This window comes from Amycolatopsis sp. NPDC102389, assembly GCF_044765885.1.
Classification (GTDB): Bacteria; Actinomycetota; Actinomycetes; order Mycobacteriales; family Pseudonocardiaceae; genus Amycolatopsis.
In genome coordinates, this window is sequence record NZ_JBIWKX010000001.1 from 363,680 (window position 1) to 388,149 (window position 24,470).

Genomic DNA, 24,470 nt, shown 5'->3' on the forward strand with positions numbered 1-24,470 from the left:
AAGGACTCCTTGAGGGACTCAGGGTCCCTCAAGGAGTCCTTCACGGAACATCAAGGGGCGAGCGGCCCGACATCCGCCTTCGTCAAGGCTTTCCGCGATCCGCCGGGCAGCAGCTCGTCGGCCCCGACGTCGTACTTCCCGGACCGCGTCTGCAGATCGAAGTCGGTGCCCGCGTACGGGTAGGAGCCGACACCGGCGTCGATCGCCGGGCTCCCGGCGGACAGCCGGTACACCCCGTCCTGCACCAGCTTGGGATCGACGGCCTTGTAACCACCCGAAGGCATTCCCGCGGACCCGCCCCAGGCGATGTTCCCCTCGTACTTCACGTCCGAACCGCCCGGCATGCTCACGAGCTTTCCCGTCCCCTGCAGGATGTTGTTCGCGAGTACGCAGTCCTTGGGCTTGAAGTCGCCGCCGTCGCCGTGGATCACGTCGGTGGTCCCGACGACGGTGTTGTACGCGACCACGACCCGGTCTGGCCGGTCGTGGAGCTTGCTGTCCGGCCCGCTGTCCGCCTCGTTGCCCGAGCCGAAGACGATCCCGCGGTTCGCCGTGGTGTGCACGTAGTTGTTGACGATCTTGTGGTCGTTGCCGTGGAAGCGGATCCCGGATTCGCCCAGCAGGATGTTCCCCTCCACCACGCTGCGATCCCCGTGGCGCAGCACGATGAAGCCGCGGCTGTCGCGGATCGTGTTGTACCGGATGACGTTGTCCGACGACTTCACGGAGATCGCCTCGGAATCCCCGTCGGCCTTCTCGAACAGGTTGTACTCGACGACCCCGCCCGCCGAGTACTTCTGATGGTGGCTCAGCCCGAACCGGATCGACTCGCCACCGTTCGAACCCGTGAACTTGTGGTTGGAGAAGTAGTTGTGATGAACCTTAACTCGCTTCGCCATGTCCTTGTCCGGGCCGAGCACCTGGAGAAAGACACCCTGGGTGGTGCGGTTCTGCAGGACGTTGTGGTCGAACTCGGTGTCGTCACCGTTGAGCGTGACCCAGTTGCCGCCGCCGGAGAGCTGGACGTCGAGCCGGGTCAGCCGGTTGTGCGTGCTGCCCACCGGCACACTCAGCGAACCGCCGTGCCGGAGCTTGAAGCCGCTCAGCACGACATGCGAAGCGCCCGAAGAGAACGAGAAACCCGTGGATCCCTTGATCTCGGCCTTGCCGACGTGTTCCGCGGTGACCGTGATCGGCGCGTTCGCCGTTCCCGACCGGTTGATCGTGATCGCCGAGCCCGCCGAGTAGCTTCCGTCGGCCAGCCGGATCTCGTCGCCCGGACGGGCCTTGTCGATCGCGGACTGCAACGCGCTCAACGACGTCACCCGGACGACCTGGGCGGCCGAAGCCGTGGCAGGACCTGTCACCAGCGTCAGAATCGTCGCTGTGACAAGGCAGAAATGACGCATCCGCCGACCTCTCGAAAGGCGACCGGAAAGGTCGCGTGAGTGGCGGCGGACCGCGATGAGGTTACTGATTCACCGACTGGTGCGTCAACGAGCCGTCCCGGTGAAGGGGACTTACGTCGTCTTCGGCGGCTGCTCGATGTCGAGTTCGGCCGAAAGCTGGCGCCAGGCCGTCTCGGCGGCCTTCTGCTCGGCTTCCTTCTTGGTCGTTCCCGAGCCGTAGCCGAGTTCACGCCCGCCGACGAGGACGGTGGCGCTGAACTCCTTGCGGTGATCCGGCCCGGTGTCCTCGACCTTGTATTCGGGCACGCCGAGCCCCGCCGACGCCGTCAGCTCCTGGAGGCTGGTCTTCCAGTCCAGGCCGGCGCCACGCAGCGGCGCCTCGGCGAGCAGGGCGTCGAACAGGTGGTGCACGAGCTTGCGCGCGATGTCGATGCCGTGCTGCTGGTACGCGGCGCCGATGACGGCTTCGAGCCCGTCGGCAAGGATGCTCGCCTTGTCCCGGCCGCCGGTGAGCTCTTCGCCCTTGCCCAGCAACAGATGCCTGCCCAGCCCGCCTTCGCCGAGGCCGCGCGCGACCCTGGCCAGCGCGTGCATGTTGACCACGCTGGCACGGAGCTTCGCGAGCTGACCTTCGGCCAGGTCGGGATGGGTGTTGTAGAGGTGGTCGGTGACGACCAGGCCCAGCACCGCGTCCCCGAGGAACTCCAGACGCTCGTTCGGCGGCAACCCACCGTTCTCATAGGCATAAGAACGGTGGGTCAACGACAGCGTCAGCAGCTCGGGCTCGATGGTGATCCCGAGTGCTTCGAGCAGTGGTGCGGGGTCCGCGGGTGGTCCACCGGCCGACTTGCCCCCCATGTCGTCAGCTGCCGATCAGGCGGGCTCGACGACCTGGCGACCGTTGTGCTGGCCGCAGGCCGGGCACGCGATGTGCTGGAGCTTCGGCTGCTTGCAGGCGCGGTTGGAGCAGGGCACCAGCTGAACCGGAGCCGCCTTCCACTGGCTGCGGCGCGCGCGGGTGTTGGATCGCGACATCTTCCGCTTCGGGACGGCCACGAGTAGATCTCCTTCAGACGGTCTGCCCGCGGTCGCGAGCGAACTTGCTTCTCCGGAACGAGCTGGTGCTCGTCAGGCTTGCTTTCCGGGGCCATCGGCCTGGTCATCGGCCGTTTCGTCTTCGAAACGATCGACCAGCGCGGCCCACCGAGGGTCTATCTTCTCATGCCCGTGCCCGGGCTCGAGATCGGCCCACTTGACACCGCATTCGATGCACAGTCCCCGGCAGTCCTCGGCGCACAGCGGGGCCAGCGGCAGCGCCAGCACCACCGCGTCGCGGACGGTCGGCTCCAGGTCGATCCGGTCGTCCACCAGGCGAGGGATCTCGTCCTCGTCGGTGGTCTCCTCGGTCGCGGAGCCGGGGTAGGCGAAGAGCTCGGTCAGGTCGACCTCGACGTCCTCGGTGATCGGGTCGAGGCACCGCGAGCAGTGCCCCGTCGCGACGGCGGACGCCGTACCGCTGACGAGCACGCCTTCGACGACGGACTCGAGCAACAGGTCGAGCTCGAGACTGGAGCCGGCGTCGATGGTGATGACGTCGGGCACACCGAGCGCGGTCTCGACGGGGATGGTGCGTTGGACGGCCTTGCTCAGGCCGGCGTGACGGCCGAGCTCGCGGGTGTCGAGCACCCACGGGTTCCGGTCGTCCAGCTGCGCAGGCCTGGCCTGCGGCGACTTGTTCTCAGACATCGGATACCAGGGTACGCAGGTCCCGCCACTCACTTTCGGGCACGGTCCTATCGGTCCGTGAAGGCCTCCTTCCCTACCTTCAGGGTAGGCAAGGAGGCCTTCACGGACTTGCGACTAACCCTGGTAGTCGTACAGCGAAGTGCGGCTGTTGCCGGGCAGGTTGACCGGCGACCGCAGGTGGTTGCGCCCGGAATCGACCGTCCGCAGCGTGGTCGCCAGCAGTTCGGAGAACTCGGCGAGCTTCCCGTCGACGTAGGCGTCGCAGTCGCCGCGCTGCTTGTCGGCCTCGACGTGCGCCTCGTCGACGATGCGCGCCGCCTCGCCGTGCGCGGCCTGGACGACCTCGGTCTGGGCGACGAGCCGGGCCTGTTCGGCGCGGCCGTCCTCGATGGCGCGCTCGTAGGCGTCGCGGCCCGCCTGGATCATCCGCTCCGACTCGGCGCGGGAGCGGTCCGTGAGGTTCTGGAACTCGGCCTGTCCGGCGGCGACCATGCGCTCGGCCTCGCCGTGCGCGTCGCTCATCATCTGCTCGGCGCGTGCGCGGGCGTCGGCGAGGATGCGCTCGGCCTCGGCCTGCGCGTCGGCGACCGTGCGGTCGGCCTCGGTGTTCGCCGTGGTGATCGTCTCCGCCGCTTCGGTGCGGGCGGTCTGGATCAGCTGATCGCGCTTGTCCAGGACGTCCTGAGCGTCGTCCACTTCACCCGGCAGAGCGTCGCGGATGTCGTCGAGCAGCTCGAGGGTGTCCCCGCGCGGCACGACGCAACTGGAGGTCATCGGCACGCCGCGGGCTTCCTCCACGATGGTGACGAGCTCGTCGAGCGCCTCGAAAACCCGGTACACGGCCCACTCCCTACCTACTGCTGCAGCGATCCCCACATTCCCTGAGTTCAGTTTGCCCTCATCGCCGCCGTAAGGGGTGAAAGCGCGCGGTACCGGGCGTGTCCCCGCCGGTACCGCGCGCCATGATCACCTCGGGACGAACGCCGGATCCAGGATCAGCGCCAGCAGCTGCTGGTCGCTCAGTGACGGGGCACCGCGGTCGCCGTCGTCCAGCGTGCCGAGATCGGTGACGCCGACGATGCCACCGGCGGGCCGGAAGGCGATCGCGTCACGGGTGACGACCCTCCCGGTCGTGAAACCCTGGCCGAGGATGATGTCGCCGTCCATGTCGTCCATCGACTTCGGCGCGGTTTCGGAGATCACCACGAAGTTCCCGTCCGGCCGCGGAAGTTCCACGCATCGCGTCGGCTTGCGATCCGACCCGATCGCGTCGGCCCGCTTCGCCGGGTCACACCGGTTTTCGCGCGGATATCCGTCCTTCGTGCTCACCGGACCGGCGATCGTGAGGTTGACGCCCCGCGGCCGCCCTTCGGCGTCGGTGTACCTGACTTCCGAGGTCTTCAGGTCCCCGTTCCCCACGAAGTTCCGCACTTCGATGTCCGTCGCGCCGGTGATCACCTTCGGCACCACGTCCTTCAGGTGCTGAAGATCGTCCTTCGGCGCGGCCTGCGCCGACGAAGCGGCCGGCGAGACTCGCGCCGGGCCCTCCCCCGGCGCCACGAACACCACCGCCGCCGCGATCACCGCCAGTGTCGCGACCCCCGTGGCGACGACCCCTCGCCGGTTCCGCGCCTTCTTCGCCGCCGTCCCGGCGACCTCGTCCGGGTCGAAGCCGAGCGGGGGCTCGGCCAAGGTGATCCCGCGCAGCCTGTTTTCGAGTTCGTCCATCACTCGCTCCTCCCGGAGACAGCCTCGTCGTGCTGTCTCTGCAGGGCCGCGCGGAGGACGTCGAGTCCTCGCGCGGCCTGGCTCCTGACCGTCCCTTCCGAACAGCGCAGCGCGACGGCGACCTCCGCGACCGGGAGATCGGCGCAGTAGCGCAGCACGACGGCGGCGCGCTGTTTCGGAGGAACTTCGGCGAGGGCGCGAAGCAGCGAATCCGAAATCCCGGCGGCCGCCGGGGCCGCGGGCTCTTCGGGGACGACGCCGTCGCGGTTCTCTCTGCTCCGCCAAGGTCGTCGCCGCTCGTCGAGCCAGCAGCGCATCAGGATCTGCCTCGTGTAGTTGTCGACGGGCCCTTTCCGGCGGACCTTCGGCCAGACCCGGTAGAGCTTGATGAGCGCGCTTTGGACCAGATCCTCCGCGAGATGCCAGTCGCCGCAGAGCAGATACGCCGTCCGCCTGAGCGGTAGCGCCTTGTCCCTGGCGAACTCCCTGAAGCTCGCATCGTCCCCAGACCGCATCGTGCCTCCTCGTCCGTGTTCCGGTGTATCTCACGGACGGGGAGGCACGAAACGTTGCACGGACGGATCAGCCGGCGAGGTTCACCAGCTTGAAGGTGGCGTAGTGGTCCGGCGTGTAGACGATCTCGCCGCCCTTTCCGGAGATCACGCGGTCGTTCGTGCCCACCGGGAACAGCTTGTAGTAGCCGGCGGCGCACGACGGCAGCGCGCCTTCGCGGTTCTCGTAGACCGTGCCGGTCGCGCCGCCGCGAGCCTTGTCCACCACGGACTTCGCCGCGGACGACAGCGTCGAGTAGCCGATCTTCGCGAGCTTCGAGGTGTCACCGCAGGACGGCGCCGGCGTGCCGTCGACGTCGATCACGGAGAAGGTCTTGTAGTGGTCGCCGGTGTAGAAGAACTCCCCGCCGCTCCCGGTGACGATGCGGCGCGCGCCGCGGTCCGGCGAACCGGGCGTGGGCACCGTGTACTCGTGGTAGTAGGCCGAAGCGCACTTCGGGAGGATGTTCTCCTTGTTCGAGAAGACCGTGCCGTCCTTGTCCGGGTACGGGAACGGCCCGCCCTTCTTGATGAGGTCGTAGGTCGTCGATGCCTCGGCGGGCAGCGACGACAGCGACACGTGCTTGAAGCCCGTGAGATCCCCGCACGGGTTCTGCTGGACGGAGACGGGGGCGGCCGTGGCCTGCGCGGCACTCAGCCCGCCGAAGAAGGTGACAAGCAGAACGAGCAGCGCGGCGGCGATCCGCGATCGTTTGTTGGTCATTTTCGGACCGTAACCTGATCGTGTATTCACCAGAAGGCGCCGAGATGAACTCTTCACCGCGTGCCGACCAAAGACTTCGGCCGTTCGGGTCAACCTCGTTCGGAGTACTTCTCCGCGAGGCGTTTGAACACTACGGGCGGCACCAGATGTTCGATGTCGCCGCCGAGCGCCGTGACCTCCTTGACCAGGGAGCTCGACACGAACCCGTACGCCGGGTTGTTCGCCATCAGCAGGGTTTCGAGCCCGGTCAGCTCACGGTTCATCTGCGCCATCTGGAGCTCGTAGTCGAAGTCGCTGACCGACCGCAGGCCCTTCGCGACCGCGATGATGTCGTTCTCGCGGCAGTAATCGACCAGGAGTCCTTGCCACGAATCGACGCGCACGTTCGGCAGCTTCGCGGTGATCTCGCGCAGCATGTCCATCCGCTCCTCGGTGGTGAACAGGCCCTTCTTGCTCTTGTTCACCCCCACCGCGACGACGACCTCGTCGAACAGCTTGGCCGCCCGCTCGATGATGTCGAGATGTCCATTGGTGGCCGGATCGTAGGACCCGGGACAGACCGCACGCCGCATGCGCGGACGCTACCAAGGGCGACGCCCCGCTGCGCGTTCTGCGCGTTCTGCGTCACACCTGATATTCGGCCCAGTAGAGCGCGGTGTCGCCGTAGCGCTTCGTCCGCGCCGGCTCGAAGCCCGGCGGCCAGTCCGGCTCGCCGTCCCGTGCGGCCCGTTCGATCACCAGCAGCGCGCCGTCGGTGATCCATCGGCCCGCCGCGAGCGCGGCCATGACCTCCCCCAGGCGGGTGGCGTCCACGGCGTAGGGCGGATCGGCGAGGACGATGTCGAACGTTTCCGGCGCCGGAGCGGCCACGACGGACTCGACGGCCCCGGCCCGGACCGCACCGCCGAGCCCCAGCGCGGCGACGTTCCCCTTGAGCACTTCGACCGCACGCCGGTCCGACTCGACGAACAGTGCGCCCGACGCGCCACGGGACAGCGCCTCCAGCCCGAGCGCGCCCGAACCGGCGTAGAGATCGAGGACCTGGGCCCCCCGCAGTTCGCCGGCGACCTCCAGCGCGTTGAACAGCGCCTCGCGCACGCGTTCCGACGTGGGCCTCGTGCCTTTCGGCGGGACCTTCAGCCGCCTGCCGCCCGCGGTCCCCGCCACGATCCTGGTCATGGGAGCATCGTGCCTCAACGCCTTCCGCCGTGACGTTGGCCGGGACTTGGTGAAGCCGCCGCCCAGCTCGCGTAGAGTCGTCCTTCGCCCTCGGAGGCGATAGAAGCGTTTAGGAGCGTTGCGTGTCCGAACCTCGGGTCAGACGGGCCGAGATCGCCATCGAGCAAGCCCATGTGGACACCGTCTACACCCGGCTCGCCGAACTGCGAGCCCAGGCTGAGGCCATGCGTACCAAGGGCTACGAGATCGGCCATGGCGCCGGGCGGGAAGCCATCTTCGAGCAGGCGTCCATGCTGTTCGAACGGGACATGATGGTGTACCACGCCAATCAGACCCTCCAGACCCTCGACGCGGAATACGAGGGCCTGGTCTTCGGCAGGCTCGACCATCTCGACAACGACCACATCTACGTCGGACGGCTCGGCATCCGCGACGCCGAGTTCGACAACCTCGTCACCGACTGGCGCGCGCCCGCGGCCGCGGCGTTCTACCAGGCGACGGCCGAAGAGCCGATGGACGTCGTCCGGCGCCGGGTGATCCGGTGCTCCGGCCAGAACGTGCTCGACGTCGACGACGACGTCCTGATCGCCGACGCGGTCCCCGAGAACATGCAGATCGTGGGCGAAGGCGCGCTGATGGCCGCGCTCGGCCGGTCGCGTGGCGAGAAGATGCGGGACATCGTCGCGACCATCCAGAAGGAACAGGACGAGGTCATCCGGGCGCCGTGGCGCGGGGTCACCGAGATCACCGGCGGCCCCGGCACCGGCAAGACCGCGGTCGCGCTGCACCGCGCGGCGTACCTGCTCTACCGCCACCGCCGTCAGCTCGGCGGCGCCGGCGTGCTGGTGATCGGCCCGTCCGGGGTGTTCACCAGCTACATCTCGCGGGTGCTGCCGTCGATGGGTGAGACGAACGTCGAACTGCGCGCGCTCGGCGAGGTCCTCGACGGCCTCGAAGCGACCCGGCAGGACCCGGCGCCGCTGGCGGCGATCAAGGGATCGCTGCGGATGCGCAAGATCCTGCTGCGCGCGCTGCGGGACACCCCGGAAGACGCGCCCGAGGACATGAAGATCGTCTACCGCGGCGAGGTGCTGCGGCTCAACGCGCGCGAGCTCGACAAGGTGCGCCGCAAGGTGCACACCGCGGGCGGGCCGCCGAACCGGTCGCGAATCCGTGCCGCCGAACTGCTGCTCGACGCGCTCGCCGCGAAGGCCGAGCAGCACGCGAAGGACGACGGCCGTCAGATCGACAAGGCCGAGCTGATCACCGAGCTCGGTGAGCGCATCGAGTTCCACCGGTTCCTGGTGGTCTGGTGGCCGATCCTGTACCCGGCGCAGATCCTGCGGTGGCTCGGCACCGAGAAGCGGCTCGCCTCCGCGGCGAAGGGCCTGCTCAACCGCAACGAGATCAGCATGCTCGCGGCCGACTTCGCCGACCGCTCGCGCGGCTGGACCATCGCGGACGTCGCGCTCCTCGACGAGCTTCGCGTCCTCATCGGCTCGCCGCCCAAGAGCCGCCGTGCCCGCCAGAGCATCGAGGTCAACCCGGAGCGCGGCGGCGCCCCGACCCGGCCCGAGCACTACGACGAGTACTCGCACGTGGTCGTCGACGAGTCGCAGGACCTCTCGCCGATGCAGTGGCGGATGGTCGGGCGGCGCGGCAAGTACGCGAGCTGGACCGTGGTCGGCGACCCGGTGCAGAGCTCGTGGCCGGATCCGGCCGAGGCCGCGATGGCGCGGGACCAGGCGTTCGGGCTCAAGACGACGCGGCGCCGGTTCACCCTGCGCACCAACTACCGGAACTCGGCGGAGATCTTCGACCTGGCCGCGAAGGTCGTCGCCGGGCACGCCGAGGCCGACGAGCTTCCGCGCGCGGTGCGGCAGACCGGCGTCACGCCGGAGGTCCGGCCCGTCGAGGCCTCCGGGCTGGAGGCGGCGACGCAGGCCGCGGTGAAGGAACTGATGGGGGCCGTCGAAGGCACCGTCGGCGTGATCACTGCCATGGACCGGGTGCCCGAGGTCGAGGGCTGGCTCGCCGAACTTTCGGACGAGCGGCTCAAGGTCGTCGGCAGCCTCGACTCCAAGGGCCTCGAGTACGACGCCGTCGTCCTGGTGGAGCCGAACGACCTCATCACGGAGTCGACCACCGGACGCCGGGTGCTGTACGTCGCGCTGACCCGCGCGACCCAGCAGCTGACCGTCCTGGCCTCGAACCCGGACTGGATCCCGGCCGCCTGATCTCTACGCGTTCAGTCCTCTGGATGCGGTAATTGCGCGTGCAAGTACCGCATCCAGAGGACTAAATGCGTGCGACAAAAAGCTGAAGGGCTCCTTCAGGACACTGGTGAATGCCCTGAAGGAGCCCTTCAGACCCCCGGTGAGTGAACGATGTGGGGACGCATCGCACGTCCAGGGGTATTTCTAGCGCCTCTTCGTTGTTCGGTGTCACGGCGAATCCACCGAACAACAACGCCGAACAACGAATCGGCCGTGGTCACGGGCAAGGGGGCCGGTAATCGAGCCCCGGCAGGTGCTGTTCCCACTCGTCCGCCGTGATCCGCGGGTACACGGTCGCGCAGATGCGTTCGGCGGCCCGTTCGGGGCTGGTCTCCCACAACCGCACGCTGCCGTCCGCGACCGAGCCCGCGAGGGTGTGCCCATCGGGGGCGAACGCCACGGCGTTGACCCGGTCGACGTCGTCGGTCAGGTTCGCCGATTCGCGGACCGATCCCGGATCGGAGACGTCCCATAATCGCACGGACCGGTCGTAGCTGCCGGTCGAGAAGGTCTTCCCGTCTCCGCTGAACGCGACCGAGATGACGTTGTCGGTGTGCCCGGCCAGCAGCGCGGCCTCCCGGGGTGCCGCCGGATCCGTCACGTCCCAGAGCCGGGCCGTGCGATCCGCGCTGCCGGTGGCGGCGAGTTTGCCGTCCGGGCTGTAGGCCACCGAGAACACCGTGTCGGAGTGCCCCTTCAGTACCGAAAGCTGCTTCGGCGCCTTCGCCAGGGAGACGTCCCACAGCCGGGCGGTGTGGTCCCACCCGCCGGTGAGCAGGGTGCGGCCGTCCGGGCCGAACGCGATCGAATGGACGTCGTCCTCGTGCCCGGTGAGGGTCGCGAGTTCGACGGGCCGCCGGATGTCGGCGACGTCCCACAGCTTCACCGTGTGCCCGGAACCCCCGGTCGCGAGTGTCCGGCCGTCCGGGCTGAACGCGACGGGGTCGATCTCGTCGTCCGGCCGGTAGAAGACGCCAAGGTCGGCCGGCTTCCCCGGATCGGTGACGTCGATCAGCCGCATCGTGTGGTCCCAGGAGCCGGCGGCGAGCGTCCGCCCGTCCGGACTGAACGCGAGCCCGCAGACACCCTGGCCGAAGCCGGTGACCTTGCCCATCTCCCGCGGATTCCTGGTGTCGGAGACGTCGACCAGGCGCACCGCGCCGTCCTGGCTGCCGGTGGCCAGCAGTTTCCCGTCGGAGCTGAACACCGCCCGGCAGGCCGACCTCGCCGGACCGCTGATCGCGGGCCCCGGCAGATCCCACAGCCGCACCGTCTGGTCGTCGCTCGCGGTCACGAGCGTGCGGCCATCGGGAGAGAACACCGCCCAGACCACGGCCGCGGTATGCCCGACGAGAGCCGGTTTCTCGCGCGGCTTGGCCGGATCGGTGACGTCCCACAGCCGCGCGGTGCGGTCGAAACCGGTGGTGGCCAGTGTCTTCCCGTCGGGGCTGAACGCCACGGACCGCACGATGGTCTTGTGCGCGGCCATCGTCCCCAGCGGTGACGGCGCCATCGGGTCGGCGACGTTCCACAGGCGCGCGGTCTGGTCGATGCTCGCGGTGGCGAGCGTCCGCCCGTCCGGGCTGAACACCGCGGAGTGGACACCGGCGGTGTGCCCGTTCACCACTCCGAGCGGCCTGGCCTTGAGCGGGTCGGCGACGTCCCACAGCCTCGCGGTCTTGTCTGCGCCGGTCGAGACGAGCGTCCGCCCGTCGGGGGCGTAGGCGAGCCCGTTGACGTTGCCGGTGTGCCCGGACAGCGTGGCCACCAGCGCCGGTTTCGCGAGATCGCGAACGTCGAACAGGCGCACCGTGCCGTCGCCGTCCGCGGTGGCGAGCACCGCCGCCGTGGGGCTGAACGCCACCGCGTTGACCCGGCTCGGATGCTCGCCGGCCACCACCCCCGGCCCGGGTTTCGCCGGATCGGCGACGTTCCACAGGCGCGCGGTCTTGTCCCAGCCCGCCGTCGCGACCGCGCCGCCGTCGGCGCTGAACGCCACCGAGTTGACGTTGCCGGCGTGCCCGGACAGCGTGGCCAGTTCATGCGGACGGTGGGGATCCTTGATGTCCCAGAGCTTGGCCGTCTGGTCCCAGCTGCCGGTCACCATCACCTGGCCGTCGCCGCGCAGGGCGGCCGCGTTGACGCGATGGCCGTGCCCGCGGACGCGGGTCGAGTACGGCGACTCGAACATCCCGAGCACGCTGCCGCGGGTGTCCACGCTCGGATCGACGCGGTACGCCGCCAGCGCGAGCTGCGCGGCCAGCGCCGGATTCGTCGTCCGCATCTCGATGGCCTGCCCGGCGACCTTCTGCGCGAGCGCGCTGTTGCGCTGGCCGGTCGCGGTCTGCTCGGCGCGGACGGCGTACACCATCGCGGCCGTCGCCAGCACCAGCAGGACGGCCAGGAGCGCGACCAGCTGGCGCAGCCGCCGGGTGCGGCGCCGCGCGAGGGCCTGCTCGCGGTTCTCGATCGCCGCGCTCGCCTCGATGAACCGGCGTTCACGCTGGGAAAGCGCGCTCTCGTGCTCCCCCGCCCACTCCCTGGCGATCGACAGCCGCGCGCCGCGGTAGAGCCAGCCGTCGTCGCGGCCGACCGATTCCCACGCGTCGGTCGCCTCGGTGAGCTGGCGGTGCACGCGCAGGCCCTCGCGATCCTCGGCGAGCCATTCGCGCAGGCGTGGCCAGCCCCGGATCAGCGCCTCGTGCGCGATCTCGATGCCGTTGTCGTCGAGGGTGACCAGCCGCGACGACGCCAGCCTGTCCAGCACGACGGCCACGTCCGGGTCGTCGGCGTCGACCTCTTCGCGGGTGATGCGGCGCTTGGTGTCCTCGGTGCCTTCGCCGAGCGCGGTCATCCGCAGGAAGATCTGGTTCGCCAGCCGCTGCTGATGTTCGCTCAGCGCGGTGAAGGTGTGCTCGGAGGTCTGCGCGACCGACCGTTCGATGCCGCCGGTGGACTCGTAGCCGGTGAGGGTGAGGGTGTTGCCGTGGCGGCGGCGCCAGGTTTCCAGCAGCGCGTGCGAGAGCAGCGGCAGTACGCCGGGCTGCCCGGTCGCGTCGGCGACGAGCCGCGAGACCAGCGCGTTCTCGACGCGGTACCCGGCGTCGATGGCCGGCCGGGAGATGGCCTGCCGCAGTTCCTCGGTGCTCATCGGGCCGACGAGGATCTGCGCGTCCTGCATGGCCTCGACCAGCTCGGGATGCCGCGCGCAGTGCGTGTAGAAGTCGGTGCGGATACCGAGGACGACCCTCGTCCGGCTCTCCGGTTCGGTCGTCGCCGTGACCAGCGCCGACAGGAAGGCCGCCCGCTCGTCAGCGTCCTGACAGAGCGTGAAGACCTCTTCGAACTGGTCGACGACCAGCACGACGTCGCCCTCGCGGTCGGCGACCAGCTGACGGGCGGCCAGGCCGAGGTTGCGCGGATGCTCGGTGAGTTCGGTGAGCAGCCCGCCGGGCGCGAGCCCGAGCGCGGCGCCGAACTGGACGGCGCACTCCTGCAGCGGCCGCGAACCCGGGGTCATGAGCATGGTCACGGAGCCCTCGGCGAGCGTCGGGATCAGACCCGCCCGGAGCAACGACGACTTACCGGAACCGGAAGCCCCCAGAACCGCCAAGAATCGTTGATCCGAAAGCCGCGTGACGAGTTTTCCCACAAGTCGTTCGCGGCCGAAGAATCGGCTCGCGTCGTCCGGCCCGAATGCGGTCAGACCGATATAAGGGACCGATTCCCCATTCGGCGGGGCAACCGGTGAATCATGGACTCCGCCGCGCGTCCGCTCGGTCACGTCGTGCCATCGGGCCTCCCACTCCTCCTCGGGGCCGTCGCACGCCCGGACGTAGGCCAATGTCACCGCCAAGCTGGGCATCTTCTTCCCGCCGGCGGCTTCGGAGAGGGTGCCCGCGGAGTAGTGGGCGCGCCTGCCCAGCTCCCGGTACGTCGGGTTTCCGGCCTTCTCCCGCAGACGCCGGAGATCGGCGGCGAACTCCAGCAACGGATCGTCCCCGGGGTCCAAAGGTCGTTCCGGACGCGGCACCCTCAAACCTTTCTTTTCAGTGGTTTTCCCACCCTCGCATTCGGGGGCAACCGTACCGTGGAAACGGGGGAACTCCGCCGAGTACCGGGTACATCGAGTCGGTTAATTTCGATCGATTGACAGACGCGGGAAGGGATCGAGGTCCCGCCGCGTTGTACCGGGGCGTGACCTCTTTGCCTGACATCCCGCTGTCCGTGCTCGACCTCTCGCCCGTGGTGGCCGGAGGCGGTGTGGCGGATTCGCTGCGCAACACCCTCGACCTCGCCCGCCGGACCGAAGCCCTCGGCTACCACCGGTACTGGCTCGCCGAGCACCACAACATGCCCGGTATCGCGAGTTCCGCGACCGCCGTGATGATCGGCCAGGTCGCGGCCGCCACCGAACGCATCCGGGTCGGCTCCGGCGGGGTCATGCTGCCGAACCACGCGCCGCTGGTGGTGGCCGAGCAGTTCGGCACCCTGGAGGCGTTCCACCCCGGCCGGATCGACCTCGGGATCGGGCGCGCCCCGGGCACCGACCAGCGGACCGCGCTCGCGCTGCGCGGCCCCGGCGGGCTCACCGCGGAGAACTTCCCGCAGCAGTTCGCGGAACTGCTGGCCTACTTCGAGCATTCCGACCAGCGCGCCGTCAACGCCGTGACCGCCGAGGGCAACAAGCCGCCGGTGTGGCTGCTCGGATCGAGCGGCTTCAGCGCGCGCATGGCGGGCGAACTGGGGCTGCCGTTCTCGTTCGCGCACCACTTCAGCGCCGAGAACACGCTTCCCGCCGTGGCGCTCTACCGTGACGCGTTCAAACCGTCGGACGTCCTCGACAAGCCGTACGTGATGCTCGGCGTCTCCGTGGTGGCCGCCGAAACCGACGAGCGCGCCCAGTACCTCGCCGCCCCCAGCGGCCTGACCTTCCTCAGCCTGCGCAAGGGCCGCCCCATCCCGCTGCCGACGCCGGAAGAGGCCGCGGCTTACCCGTACACCGACATCGAGCGCGTGTTCATCGAGGACCGGGCTTCGAGCAGCATCATCGGTTCGCCCGAGACGGTCCACAAGGGACTCGAGACCTTGCTGGCCGACACGGGCGCCGACGAGCTGATGATCACGACCATGGTGCACGACCAGGCGGACCGGGTGCGGTCGTACGAACTGGTCTCCGAACTGGCTCGCTGACTCTTCCGGTGTGCCGTGAAGGCCTCCTTGCCTACCTTGAGGGTAGGGAAGGAGGCCTTCACGGACTTCCTTGGCCACTCGGCAACCCCAGGCCCGTTCCGTGAAGGCCTCCTTGAGGGACTCTGGGTCCCTCAAGGAGGCCTTCACGGACAAGCGACACCCGCGCGCCGCGCCACGAATGGACCAGTGCGCCGCCGAGCACGAAAGAACGGACAAGATCCCCGCTCGCCTTTGTCAGAAAAAGACAAGAATTCACCGGTTACCAGGACGTGACGTCTTGATCACACCGAAGTTCTTGTCACCAGGCAGGCGCGTGATTAGCGTACCGACCAGTAGCAAACAGCACGGTAACACCCCGTTGATCCTATTCAACGATTCCGTTCCGCCATTCGGAGCAAAGGAATTGCGCAAGCTGGGGTGTATTGACCGTGCCCGGAAAACGGGAGGGTCGGCGTGGGCGTCCGGACTAACGCACCCTCATTCCCCGGCGCGGGTGCGATCCGGGAGACCGGCAGGCTTTACTCACTCGGCCTCGACGTCGTCCGCCTGACCTTCCGGCGGCCGTTCCAGGCGCGCGAGCTGATCCAGCAGTTCTGGTTCATCGCGAGTGTGTCGATCCTGCCGACGGCGCTGGTCGCGATCCCGTTCGGCGCGGTGATCGCGCTGCACATCGGCTCGCTGACCGCGCAGATCGGCGCGCAATCCTTCACCGGCGCGGCCAGTGTGCTGGCGATCATCCAGCAGGCCAGCCCGATCGTGACCGCGTTGCTGATCGCGGGCGCCGGCGGATCGGCGATGTGCGCGGACCTCGGGTCGCGCACGATCCGCGAGGAGATCGACGCGATGGAGGTGCTCGGGGTCTCCCCGATCCAGCGCCTGATCGTGCCGCGTGTGCTCGCCGCGATGGGGGTCGCCGCATTCCTCAACGGAATGGTCAGCGTGGTCGGCGTCCTCGGCGGTTATTTCTTCAACGTCATCATGCAGAACGGGACACCGGGTGCGTATCTGGCCAGTTTCTCCGCTCTCGCGCAGCTTCCGGACCTCTGGATCAGTGAGATCAAGGCGGTCATCTTCGGTTTCGTCGCGGCGATCGTCGCGTCTTATCGCGGGCTCAATCCGAAAGGCGGCCCGAAAGGCGTCGGTGACGCGGTGAACCAATCCGTGGTCATCACGTTCCTCCTCCTGTTCCTGTTGAACCTCGTGCTGACGACGCTTTACCTGCAGCTCGTCCCGGCGAAGGGCAGCTGATGGTCACGACGACACCGCCCCCCACAAGCACCCGCGCGACGCGGGTCCGCGAAGCCGTCGATCGCCGGTTCGGGTTCCTGGACACGCTCGGCGACCAGATCCTCTTCTTTCTCAAGGCTCTCGCCTGGGTGCCGCGCGCGGTGCGCCGCTATCTGCGTGAGATCACCCGCCTGCTGGCCGAAGTCAGCTTCGGCAGCGGCGCGCTCGCGGTCATCGGCGGCACGATCGGCGTGATGATCGGGATGACCGTGTTCACCGGCACGGTCGTCGGGCTCCAGGGGTACTCGGCGCTCAACCAGGTCGGCACGTCGGCGTTCGCCGGGTTCGTTTCCGCGTACTTCAACACCCGCGAGATCGCGCCGCTCGTGGCCGGGCTCGCCTTGTCGGCCACCGTCGGCTGCGGTTTCACCGCGCAGCTCGGCGCGATGCGCATCTCCGAGGAGATCGACGCGCTCGAAGTGATGGGCATCCCCAGCGTCCCGTACCTGGTGACCACCCGGATCATCGCCGGTTTCCTCGCGGTCATCCCGTTGTACGCGATCGGCCTGCTGACCTCGTATCTCGCGTCGCGCCAGATCACCGTCTGGTTCTACGGCCAGTCCGCGGGTACCTACGACCACTACTTCCTGCTGTTCCTGCCGCCGGGCGACGTGCTCTGGTCGTTCGGCAAGGTGCTGGTGTTCAGCGTCGTGATCGTGCTCGCCCACTGTTACTACGGTTTCCGCGCGAGCGGCGGCCCGGCGGGCGTAGGGGTCGCTGTCGGCCGCGGCGTGCGGACCGCGATCGTGGCGGTCAGCGTGCTCGACTTCTTCCTCAGCCTCGCGATCTGGGGCGCGACCACGACGGTGCAGGTGGCCGGATGAGCCGGCGCGGGCTGCGCAAAGCCGGGGTCAGGACGGCCGGGGTGCTGTTCCTCGTGGTGATGTCCGCCCTCGTGCTGCTGTCGATCAAGATCTACCGGAAGGATTTCGTCGACTCCGTGCCGGTGACGCTGCAGGCGGACCGGGTCGGCAACCAGTTGCGCACGGGCGGGCAGGTCAAGGCGCGCGGCGTGGTGGTCGGTGAGATCCGCGACGTCCGCGCGACGCCGGGCGGCGCGGAGATCGACCTGGCCATGGAGCCCGGGAAGGTCTCCCAGCTGCCCAAGAACGTGTCCGCGTTGCTCGTGCCGAAGACGCTGTTCGGCGAGCGGTACGTGCAACTGTCCATTCCGGACGGCACGAAGGCCGGACCCTTGAGTTCGGGTGACGTGATCACGCAGGACCGGTCGGCCAACGCGATCGAACTGGAGCGGGTCTTCGACAATCTGTTGCCGCTGCTCAAGGCCGTCCAGCCGCAGAAACTCGCGACCACGCTGACCACCGTCGCCACCGCGCTGGAAGGCCGCGGCGACCAGATCGGCGACACGCTCGCCACCGCGGCCGCGTATCTGAAGGAGTTCAACCCGAACCTTCCGGCGCTGAACGACAACATCCGCGACCTCGCGGAAGTTTCCAAGCTGTACGGCGACATCGCGCCGGATCTGCTCGACGCGCTGAGCACCTCGGCCGTCACCCTCGACACGGTGAAGGAGAAACGGGCCGAGCTGGCGTCGGTGTACCAGCAGGTGACGTCGTCTTCCCAGCAGGTCACGACGTTCCTCGCCAACAACCGCGCCAACATCATCGCGCTCGCCGCCGACAGCCGGGCACCGCTGGAGGTCGCCGCGAAGTACTCGCCGAGTTTCGCCTGCACGCTCGACGCGCTCGCCAAACTGAAGCCGCAGATGGACAAGGTGCTGGGCGCCGGAACCGACGAACCCGGCCTGCACGCGGAGATCGTCGTCACCCAGCCCCGGGGCAAATACGTACCGGGCAAGGACGATCCGGTCTACAACGCCACCGGTGAACCGCGCTGTTATCCGTCCAACGGCCTGATAGGCCCCGGAATCGCAGCGGCGGGCAGCGTCGCGGTGCCCGGGGTGCAGGGCGACCTCGGCCTGCCGAACTCACCGCAGGAACGCGAACTGATCTCCACACTGGTCGCCCCTTCGATCGGCGTCCCGGCCAACGAGGTCCCCGCCTGGGGCAGCGTGCTGGTCGGCCCGCTCTACCGGGGCACGGAGGTGACCCTGCGATGAGGAACTTCGTGAGTCCCCTGATCAAGGGGCTGATCTTCGTCGTCATCACGACGCTGGCCACGGTGCTGCTGGCGGTGTCCATCACGAACACCGGCCTCGGCGACACGAACGCCTACAGCGCCAAATTCCTCGACGCGACGTCGCTGAACGTCGGCGACGACGTCCGGATCTCCGGGGTGCGGGTCGGCCAGATCGAGGAACTCGAGATCGCCGACCACAGCCTGGCCCGCGTCCGGTTCTCCCTCGACTCCCAGCGCAGGCTGCCCGCCGACGTCAGCGCGGTGATCAAGTACCGCAACATGGTCGGCCAGCGCTACATCGCCCTCGAACGCGGCAAGGGCACCCGCGAGCTCCTGGAGCCCGGCGCGGAGATCCCGCTGGAGCGCACGACACCCGCGCTGGATCTCACGGAACTGTTCAACGGCTTCAAACCGCTGTTCCAGGCGTTGTCCCCGAAGGACGTCAACCAGCTTTCCGGCGAGATCGTCCAGGTGCTGCAGGGTGAAGGCGGCACGGTGGAAAGCCTGCTGGCGCACACCGGTTCGCTGACCACCACGCTCGCCGGCCGCGACAAGGTGATCGGCGAGGTGATCACGAACCTGGACACGGTGCTGAAGAGCATCAACGGCAAGGGCGACGCACTGTCCACTTTGGTCTCCACGCTGAAGGAGCTGGTGACGGGCCTCGCCGGCGACCGCACCGAAATCGGGGAGGCCGTCTCGGGCCTCGCGGAGCTCACCACCGCCACGGCCGGCCTGCTCGAACAGGGCAGGAAACCGCTCAAGGACAGCATCGAAGGCCTCGGCCTGCTTTCCGGTCAGCTGACGACCGACACAGGCAAGGCCGAGGTCGACAACTTCCTCACCGTCCTTCCGGGGAAGCTGAACGAACTGGGGCGGATCAGCTCCTACGGATCGTGGATGAACTTCTACCTGTGCTCGGCCGTCCTCAAGACCACGCCTCCCCGCGGGGTCCCGGCGACGGCGGAGAGGTGCACGTCGTGAAACCCTTCAAGGAACGGAACCCGATCGTCGTCGGTCTCGTCGGCAGCGCCGTCGCGGCCGCCGTGCTGACCGCGACGCTCAACTACGAGAACCTCCCGATCATCGGCTCCGGAACCACCTACCAGGCCGAATTCTCCGAAGCGGCCGGGTTGCAGGCCGACGACGAAGTCCGCATCGCCGGGATCAAGGTCGGCGAAGTGAGCGACGTGCGGCTCGCCGAAGACCACGTGGTGGTCAGCTTCCGGGTCAAGGACGCCTGGGTCGGCGACAGGACCGCCGCCGAGATCAAGATCAAGACCTTGCTGGGCCGGAAGTTCCTCGCGCTGCGCCCGACCGGCGAGACGGTGCAGAACCCGAAGCAGGTCATCCCGCGCACCAGGACCGTGACGCCCTACGACGTCACCGAGGCCTTCAACGGGCTGGCCGACACCGCGGGCGCCATCGACACCGATCAGCTCGCGGAAAGCTTCACGACGCTGTCCGACACGTTCAAGAACTCGCCCGAGCACATCAAGAAGGCGCTCGACGGGCTGACGTCCCTGTCGAAGACCGTGTCCTCAAGGGACAGTGAGCTCGCCAGCCTGCTGTCCAACGCGCATGGTCTCACCACGACGCTCGCGAACTCGAACGACGACTTCGCCAAGCTCCTCTCGAACGGCAATCTCCTGCTGACCGAACTGGACAACCGGCGGCAGGCGATCCACGACCTGCTGACCGGCTCGCAGGAGCTCGCCACCCAGCTTTCGGGGCTGGTGAAGGACAACAAGGACCAGCTCGGCGGAGCGCTCAGACAGCTCGGAGAGGTGACCGACATCCTGCAGCGGCAGAACGACAATCTCGCCAAGAGCCTGGACCTCGCCGCGCCGTACTTCCGCGTGGTGAACAACTCGCTGGGCAACGGGCGCTGGGTGGACAGCTACCTGTGCGGCCTCGTCCCGGAGAACCGGGACCCCTGCACCCCGAAGATCCCGGGAGGCCGCCGGTGATCAGCAGGTTCGTCACCCTCGCGCTCGTGCTCGCGCTGGCCGTCGTCGGCGGTCTCTGGTGGATCTTCTCCGGCAACGGGCTCGACCGGGTCACCGTGTACTTCTCACGCGCCGTCGGTGTCTACAGTGGATCGGACGTCCGCGTGCTCGGCGTCCGGGTCGGCCAGGTGGAATCGGTGGCCCCAGAGGGGGAACAGGTCAAGGTCGTGCTGACGGTCGACGGCGCGACGCCGATCGCCGCCGACACGAACGTCCTGGTCGTGGCGCCGAGTGTGGTGGCGGACCGGTACGTCCAGTTCACCAAGCTCACCCGTGCCGGGAACCGGCTGGACGACGGCGCCGTGATCCCGGTCGAGCGCACCGGCACCCCGGTCGAACTCGACCAGCTCTACGCCAGCCTCGACACGCTCGCCAAAGCGCTCGGCCCCAAGGGGGCGAACGCCGACGGCGCGCTTTCGGACCTGCTGCGCACCGGCGCGAAGAACCTGCAGGGCAACGGCAAACCGTTCAACGAGTCGGTGCGCAACTTCGCCGACCTCGCCAGGACCCTGTCCGGGAACTCGCAGAACCTGTTCGCCACCGTCGACGAGCTGCAGCGGTTCACCTCGATGCTGGCGACCAACGACCGGAACGTCAGCGAGGTCAACAAGCAGCTGGCCTCGGTGACCGGGACGCTGGCCGCGAACAAGGACGAACTCGCCCGCGCGCTCACCGGTCTCGGCGGTGCGCTGGCGGAGATCCAGCAGTTCATCAAGGACAACCGCGCGCTGATCAAGTCCAATGTGGACAAGCTCGCGGTGACAACCGGGACGCTGGTCGACAAACGCGCCGCGCTGGCCGAAACCCTCGACACCATCCCGCTGGCGGTGACGAACGTGCTCGAAGCCGTCGACCCGAAGACCGGCAAGCTGCAAAGCCGCGGCAACATGCTCGAATACGCGCCGCTCCCGCTGCCCGTCGCCGGCGACACCTACACCGGGGGGCGCTGATGGCCACGAAACGAGCGATCGCCGTACTCGCCGCGTGCTGTGTCGCGCTCACCTCCTGTTCTTCGGATTTCAAGGGCGTCTACGACCTGCCGCTGCCCGGCGGCGCGGACATCGGCGACCATCCGTACCGGGTGACCGTGCAGTTCGCCGACGTGCTCGACCTGGTGCCCCAGGCCGCGGTGAAGGTCGGCGATGTGCCGGTCGGCCGCGTCGAGACGATCAAGCTCGGCGAAGACGGCTGGACGGCGGAGACCGTCCTGGCGGTCAACGGCGACGTCCACCTGCCCGCCAACGCCATCGCGCGGCTGCGGCAGTCCAGCCTGCTCGGCGAGAAGTTCATCGAGCTCGCCCCGAGCGCGGCGAAGGCCGAGGGGAGGCTGGGCCACGGCGCGGTGATCCCCGTCGCGAACACGAACCGCAACCCGGAGTTCGAGGAGGTCTTCGGCGCGCTGTCCCTGCTGCTCAACGGCGGCGGGATCGGCCAGCTGCAGACCATCAACCGCGAGCTGTCGAAGGTGATGAACGGCAACGAGGAAGAGATCCGCTCCTTTTTGTCCACTGTGGAGAAACTGGTGTCCAATCTGGACTCCCACCGTTCCGAGATCACCTCGGCGCTCGACGGGCTGAACCAGCTCTCGGCCACCCTGGCGAACCGGAAGAAGCAGGTCGAGGGCGCGCTCACGGATCTCACCCCCGGCCTCAAGAGCCTCTCCGATCAGCGCACCCAGCTCGTCTCGATGCTGCAGTCGCTGGATCGGCTCTCCGGCGTCGGCGTCGACGTGATCAAGAAGAGCCGCGCCGACCTCGTCGCGGACCTCACCGCGCTCGCGCCGATCCTCAAACGGCTGGCCGACGCCGGTGAGAGCCTGCCGAAGTCGCTGGAGATCCTGCCGACGTTCCCGTTCACCGACGCCGTCCGCGACGGGATCAAGGGCGACTACCTCAACGTCTACGCCACGATGATCCCCGCACCGGGCGTCGACCTCCCGCCTCCGGGCGAAGGTGTCCCGCCGGGGCTCCCGACCTTGCCGCTGCCGTCCTCCGGAGGTAGCTGATGCTCACCACCCGTGTCCGGCTCCAGGTGATCGCGTTCGTCATCCTCGCGCTGGCGACGACGGCGTTCGTCGGGGCCAGCTACGCCGGGCTGGGCCGGCTCTTCGGCGCGAGCGGGTACACCGTGAAGCTCGCGCTGACCGACGGCGGGGGCCTGTTCACCAACGGCGAGGTGACCTACCGCGGCGTCGCCGTCGGCCGGGTCGGCGAACTGCGGCTCACCGACGGCGGGATGGAAGCGGATCTGCTGATCGACGACGGCGCGCCACCGATCCCCGCGAACTCACGGGCGGTCGTGGCGAACCGGTCCGCGGTCGGCGAGCAGTACGTCGACCTGCAGCCGAGGACCGGCGACGGGCCGTTCCTCGCCGAAGGTTCGGTCATCCCGCGCGAGGCGACGAGTGTCCCGCTGCCGGTGCAGCATCTGCTGACCGATCTGGACTCGCTGACCGCGTCCGTGCCGACCGAGGACCTGCGGACCGTGGTCGACGAACTCGACAACGCCCTGCGCGGTTCCGGCGCGAACCTTCAGGTGCTTCTGGATTCCACCACCGACTTCACGAAACAGGCGTCGGATCACCTGCCGCAGACGGAAAAGCTGATCACCGACGGCTCGACCGTGTTGAAGACCCAGGTCGACTCGTCGCAGGCCTGGCGGCAGTTCAGCGGTAACGCCAAGCAGTTCGCCGAGCAGCTGTCCCGTTCGGACGGTGACCTGCGACGGCTGATCGCGACGGCGCCCGGGGCCGCGACACAGCTCTCCGGGCTGTTGCGGGACAACGAGCCGGGCCTGCCGATCCTGCTGGCGAACCTGCTCACCACGTCGCACGTGTTCTCGGCGCGCACCGACGGCCTCCGGCAATTGCTGGTCAACACCCCGAAGGCGGTGTCCGCGGTCGACGCGGCCGTCGACGAGCAGTCCGGGAAGATCGGGCTGGTCCTGACCTTCTTCGATCCGATGCCGTGCACCAAGGGCTATGAGGGCACGAAGGTCCGCAACAGCGCGGAGCTCTCGGCGCTGCCGTTCAACACCAGCGCCGCGTGCACGCTCGAACGGGGCAACGCGAGCTCGGTCCGCGGCTCGCAGAACGCGCCGAAGGGCGGCGTCCCGCCCGCCGCGATCCCAGGCGGCTTCGGCGCCGACGGCCAGCCGACGTCCACCAGCCTCGAGGAGATGTTGTGGCTGCGAAACTGAAGATCGCGATCGCGGTGTTCGCCGCGGCCTGCGCGTTCGCGGGATGGGCCGGGTACACCTGGTTCACCGCGACGGCTTCCGAGGCCGTGTCCTACGGCAACTCCCGCGACGAAGCGCTGAAGTCCGGACGCGAACTCGTCGCCCGGCTGACGAGCCTCGATCATCACCGGGTCGACCAGGGCATCGCCGACTGGCTCGCCGCGTCGACCGGTCCGCTGCGTGATCAGCTGGGCAAGACCGACGACGCGACGCGGCAGACGCTCACCAAGGACGCGACGGTCTCGACGGGCAAGGTGCTCGACGCGGCGATCAGCGAGCTGGACGACCACGCGGGAACGGCCAAGATGCTGGCTTCGGTGGAGATCACGATGGCGAAGGAAGGTGCGGCACCGACCACGAAGCGCAACCGGTTCGCCGCCGGGCTGACCAGGACGGACGAGGGCTGGAAGCTCAGCGCGCTCGACCAGCTGCCGGTGGGTGCGCGATGACCGCCACCGCCGACACCGATACCGACGCCGAGACCGAAGTCGTCGAAGAAGAGGTCACCGAAAAGCCGTCCCGCCTGCCGAAACTGCCCCTGATCCTGCTGGTCGCGGCGGCCGTGCTGGTGGCGGCCGGGGTCTGGTTCACGCTGGAGGCGAGGTCGATCTCGGCGGCGCCGTCGGCGGCCAACACCGCGCTCACCGACGTCGGCGCGACGGCCGAGGTGAACTCCGCGGTGACGGTGGCGCTCGACAAGATCTTCTCCTATTCCTACGACCGGACCGACGTCACCGAAAAGGCGGCGGCTTCGGTACTCAGAGGAAAGGCGCTGGAGTCCTACAACCGATTGTTCGCCCAAGTGAGGGAAAAGGCGCCGGCGCAGAAACTCGTCCTCACCACCCGTGTCTCCTCATCCGCCGTCCAGGAACTCGGCGGCGGTAAAGCGAGGCTACTGGTATTCCTCGATCAAGCGGCCGTCCGGGCCGACAACAATTCTTCGACGGCGGCCGCGGCGCAGCTTTCGATCACCGCGGAACGCGAAGGCGACAACTGGGTCATCACCGATCTCGTCCCTCGGTGATCCGCTT

Annotated in this window: 23 protein-coding genes; 12 read left to right on the forward strand and 11 right to left on the reverse strand. The window is 68.5% G+C overall.

The annotated features are described in order from the left end of the window. Positions 1-50: 50 nt before the first annotated feature. The 10 genes from ACIRGA_RS01710 to rsmD all read right to left on the reverse strand — a co-directional run bounded on the left by ACIRGA_RS01710 (position 51) and on the right by rsmD (position 7,337). Positions 51-1,409 (reverse strand): polysaccharide lyase 6 family protein, encoded by a 1,359-nt coding sequence (locus ACIRGA_RS01710; RefSeq protein ID WP_400935595.1) that lies wholly within the window; start codon positions 1,407-1,409, stop codon positions 51-53. Positions 1,410-1,520: 111 nt separating this feature from the next. Continuing rightward, positions 1,521-2,267 (reverse strand): ribonuclease III, encoded by a 747-nt coding sequence (rnc, locus tag ACIRGA_RS01715; protein ID WP_400935597.1) that lies wholly within the window; start codon positions 2,265-2,267, stop codon positions 1,521-1,523. Positions 2,268-2,282: 15 nt separating this feature from the next. Further along, complete coding sequence (rpmF, locus tag ACIRGA_RS01720; protein WP_005160412.1) at positions 2,283-2,465, reverse strand: 50S ribosomal protein L32; 183 nt, start codon at positions 2,463-2,465, stop codon at positions 2,283-2,285. Between the two features lie 72 nt (positions 2,466-2,537). Continuing rightward, positions 2,538-3,155 carry a YceD family protein gene (locus ACIRGA_RS01725; RefSeq protein WP_400935599.1) on the reverse strand — a complete coding sequence of 206 codons (618 nt, stop codon included), beginning with the start codon at positions 3,153-3,155 and terminating at the stop codon, positions 2,538-2,540. 114 nt (positions 3,156-3,269) lie between these two features. Next, positions 3,270-3,995 carry a DivIVA domain-containing protein gene (locus ACIRGA_RS01730; RefSeq protein ID WP_400935601.1) on the reverse strand — a complete coding sequence of 242 codons (726 nt, stop codon included), beginning with the start codon at positions 3,993-3,995 and terminating at the stop codon, positions 3,270-3,272. 126 nt (positions 3,996-4,121) lie between these two features. Continuing rightward, the gene (locus ACIRGA_RS01735) at positions 4,122-4,883 is read right to left on the reverse strand and encodes a hypothetical protein (RefSeq protein WP_400935603.1); all 762 of its coding nucleotides are present in this window, start codon (positions 4,881-4,883) and stop codon (positions 4,122-4,124) included. Then, positions 4,883-5,398, reverse strand: a complete 516-nt coding sequence (locus ACIRGA_RS01740; protein ID WP_400935604.1) for a SigE family RNA polymerase sigma factor — start codon at positions 5,396-5,398, stop codon at positions 4,883-4,885. The genes ACIRGA_RS01735 and ACIRGA_RS01740 overlap by 1 nt, the downstream gene beginning before the upstream one ends. Before the next feature lie 67 nt (positions 5,399-5,465). After that, a complete protein-coding gene (locus ACIRGA_RS01745) occupies positions 5,466-6,158 on the reverse strand; it encodes a ribonuclease domain-containing protein (RefSeq protein WP_400935606.1) in 693 nt (230 codons plus the stop codon). Positions 6,159-6,247: 89 nt separating this feature from the next. Continuing rightward, positions 6,248-6,730, reverse strand: coding sequence for a pantetheine-phosphate adenylyltransferase (gene coaD / locus ACIRGA_RS01750; protein WP_400935608.1), 483 nt, complete (start codon positions 6,728-6,730; stop codon positions 6,248-6,250). A gap of 52 nt (positions 6,731-6,782) precedes the next feature. After that, positions 6,783-7,337 (reverse strand): 16S rRNA (guanine(966)-N(2))-methyltransferase RsmD, encoded by a 555-nt coding sequence (gene rsmD, locus ACIRGA_RS01755; protein WP_400935610.1) that lies wholly within the window; start codon positions 7,335-7,337, stop codon positions 6,783-6,785. A 122-nt stretch (positions 7,338-7,459) separates the two neighbouring features. On the opposite strand from rsmD, the gene ACIRGA_RS01760 reads away from it, so the two are divergent. Further along, entirely contained in the window at positions 7,460-9,574 is a 2,115-nt protein-coding gene (locus ACIRGA_RS01760; RefSeq protein ID WP_400935612.1) for a HelD family protein, read from the forward strand. A 256-nt stretch (positions 9,575-9,830) separates the two neighbouring features. Here ACIRGA_RS01760 and ACIRGA_RS01765 read toward each other — a convergent pair whose 3' ends face one another. Continuing rightward, a complete protein-coding gene (locus ACIRGA_RS01765) occupies positions 9,831-13,625 on the reverse strand; it encodes a helix-turn-helix domain-containing protein (RefSeq protein WP_400935677.1) in 3,795 nt (1,264 codons plus the stop codon). Positions 13,626-13,810: 185 nt separating this feature from the next. Between ACIRGA_RS01765 and ACIRGA_RS01770 the strand changes: the two genes are divergently transcribed. From ACIRGA_RS01770 to ACIRGA_RS01820, 11 genes are all read left to right on the forward strand, one after another. Continuing rightward, positions 13,811-14,806 carry an LLM class flavin-dependent oxidoreductase gene (locus ACIRGA_RS01770; protein WP_400935613.1) on the forward strand — a complete coding sequence of 332 codons (996 nt, stop codon included), beginning with the start codon at positions 13,811-13,813 and terminating at the stop codon, positions 14,804-14,806. A gap of 453 nt (positions 14,807-15,259) precedes the next feature. Continuing rightward, positions 15,260-16,054 (forward strand): ABC transporter permease, encoded by a 795-nt coding sequence (locus ACIRGA_RS01775; protein ID WP_020630757.1) that lies wholly within the window; start codon positions 15,260-15,262, stop codon positions 16,052-16,054. Then, entirely contained in the window at positions 16,054-16,917 is an 864-nt protein-coding gene (locus ACIRGA_RS01780) for an ABC transporter permease (RefSeq protein WP_034320451.1), read from the forward strand. Before ACIRGA_RS01775 ends, ACIRGA_RS01780 begins: the two co-directional genes overlap by 1 nt. Beyond that, entirely contained in the window at positions 16,914-18,173 is a 1,260-nt protein-coding gene (locus ACIRGA_RS01785; RefSeq protein ID WP_400935616.1) for an MCE family protein, read from the forward strand. Before ACIRGA_RS01780 ends, ACIRGA_RS01785 begins: the two co-directional genes overlap by 4 nt. Further along, on the forward strand, positions 18,170-19,177 hold the full coding sequence (locus tag ACIRGA_RS01790; RefSeq protein WP_400935618.1) for an MCE family protein: 1,008 nt from the start codon (positions 18,170-18,172) through the stop codon (positions 19,175-19,177). The genes ACIRGA_RS01785 and ACIRGA_RS01790 overlap by 4 nt, the downstream gene beginning before the upstream one ends. Next, entirely contained in the window at positions 19,174-20,163 is a 990-nt protein-coding gene (locus ACIRGA_RS01795) for an MCE family protein (protein ID WP_400935619.1), read from the forward strand. The genes ACIRGA_RS01790 and ACIRGA_RS01795 overlap by 4 nt, the downstream gene beginning before the upstream one ends. Then, positions 20,160-21,152 (forward strand): MCE family protein, encoded by a 993-nt coding sequence (locus ACIRGA_RS01800; protein ID WP_400935621.1) that lies wholly within the window; start codon positions 20,160-20,162, stop codon positions 21,150-21,152. Before ACIRGA_RS01795 ends, ACIRGA_RS01800 begins: the two co-directional genes overlap by 4 nt. Further along, a complete protein-coding gene (locus ACIRGA_RS01805) occupies positions 21,152-22,207 on the forward strand; it encodes an MCE family protein (RefSeq protein WP_400935623.1) in 1,056 nt (351 codons plus the stop codon). The genes ACIRGA_RS01800 and ACIRGA_RS01805 overlap by 1 nt, the downstream gene beginning before the upstream one ends. After that, a complete protein-coding gene (locus ACIRGA_RS01810; RefSeq protein ID WP_400935624.1) occupies positions 22,207-23,400 on the forward strand; it encodes an MCE family protein in 1,194 nt (397 codons plus the stop codon). Before ACIRGA_RS01805 ends, ACIRGA_RS01810 begins: the two co-directional genes overlap by 1 nt. Beyond that, entirely contained in the window at positions 23,385-23,888 is a 504-nt protein-coding gene (locus ACIRGA_RS01815) for a hypothetical protein (protein ID WP_400935626.1), read from the forward strand. The genes ACIRGA_RS01810 and ACIRGA_RS01815 overlap by 16 nt, the downstream gene beginning before the upstream one ends. Then, positions 23,885-24,463, forward strand: coding sequence for a hypothetical protein (locus ACIRGA_RS01820; protein ID WP_400935628.1), 579 nt, complete (start codon positions 23,885-23,887; stop codon positions 24,461-24,463). The genes ACIRGA_RS01815 and ACIRGA_RS01820 overlap by 4 nt, the downstream gene beginning before the upstream one ends. Positions 24,464-24,470 lie beyond the last annotated feature (7 nt).

Excerpts from the sequence above, each read along its gene's own strand:
- ACIRGA_RS01805 (WP_400935623.1), top strand. The coding sequence starts at position 21,152 with ATGGCCACGAAACGAGCGATCGCCGTACTCGCCGCGTGCTGTGTCGCG.
- rsmD (WP_400935610.1), bottom strand. The coding sequence starts at position 7,337 with ATGACCAGGATCGTGGCGGGGACCGCGGGCGGCAGGCGGCTGAAGGTC.
- ACIRGA_RS01820 (WP_400935628.1), top strand. The coding sequence starts at position 23,885 with ATGACCGCCACCGCCGACACCGATACCGACGCCGAGACCGAAGTCGTC.
- ACIRGA_RS01745 (WP_400935606.1), bottom strand. The coding sequence starts at position 6,158 with ATGACCAACAAACGATCGCGGATCGCCGCCGCGCTGCTCGTTCTGCTT.
- ACIRGA_RS01810 (WP_400935624.1), top strand. The coding sequence starts at position 22,207 with ATGCTCACCACCCGTGTCCGGCTCCAGGTGATCGCGTTCGTCATCCTC.
- ACIRGA_RS01790 (WP_400935618.1), top strand. The coding sequence starts at position 18,170 with ATGAGGAACTTCGTGAGTCCCCTGATCAAGGGGCTGATCTTCGTCGTC.
- ACIRGA_RS01710 (WP_400935595.1), bottom strand. The coding sequence starts at position 1,409 with ATGCGTCATTTCTGCCTTGTCACAGCGACGATTCTGACGCTGGTGACA.
- rnc (WP_400935597.1), bottom strand. The coding sequence starts at position 2,267 with ATGGGGGGCAAGTCGGCCGGTGGACCACCCGCGGACCCCGCACCACTG.
- ACIRGA_RS01785 (WP_400935616.1), top strand. The coding sequence starts at position 16,914 with ATGAGCCGGCGCGGGCTGCGCAAAGCCGGGGTCAGGACGGCCGGGGTG.
- ACIRGA_RS01740 (WP_400935604.1), bottom strand. The coding sequence starts at position 5,398 with ATGCGGTCTGGGGACGATGCGAGCTTCAGGGAGTTCGCCAGGGACAAG.
- ACIRGA_RS01735 (WP_400935603.1), bottom strand. The coding sequence starts at position 4,883 with ATGGACGAACTCGAAAACAGGCTGCGCGGGATCACCTTGGCCGAGCCC.
- coaD (WP_400935608.1), bottom strand. The coding sequence starts at position 6,730 with ATGCGGCGTGCGGTCTGTCCCGGGTCCTACGATCCGGCCACCAATGGA.
- ACIRGA_RS01725 (WP_400935599.1), bottom strand. The coding sequence starts at position 3,155 with ATGTCTGAGAACAAGTCGCCGCAGGCCAGGCCTGCGCAGCTGGACGAC.
- ACIRGA_RS01780 (WP_034320451.1), top strand. The coding sequence starts at position 16,054 with ATGGTCACGACGACACCGCCCCCCACAAGCACCCGCGCGACGCGGGTC.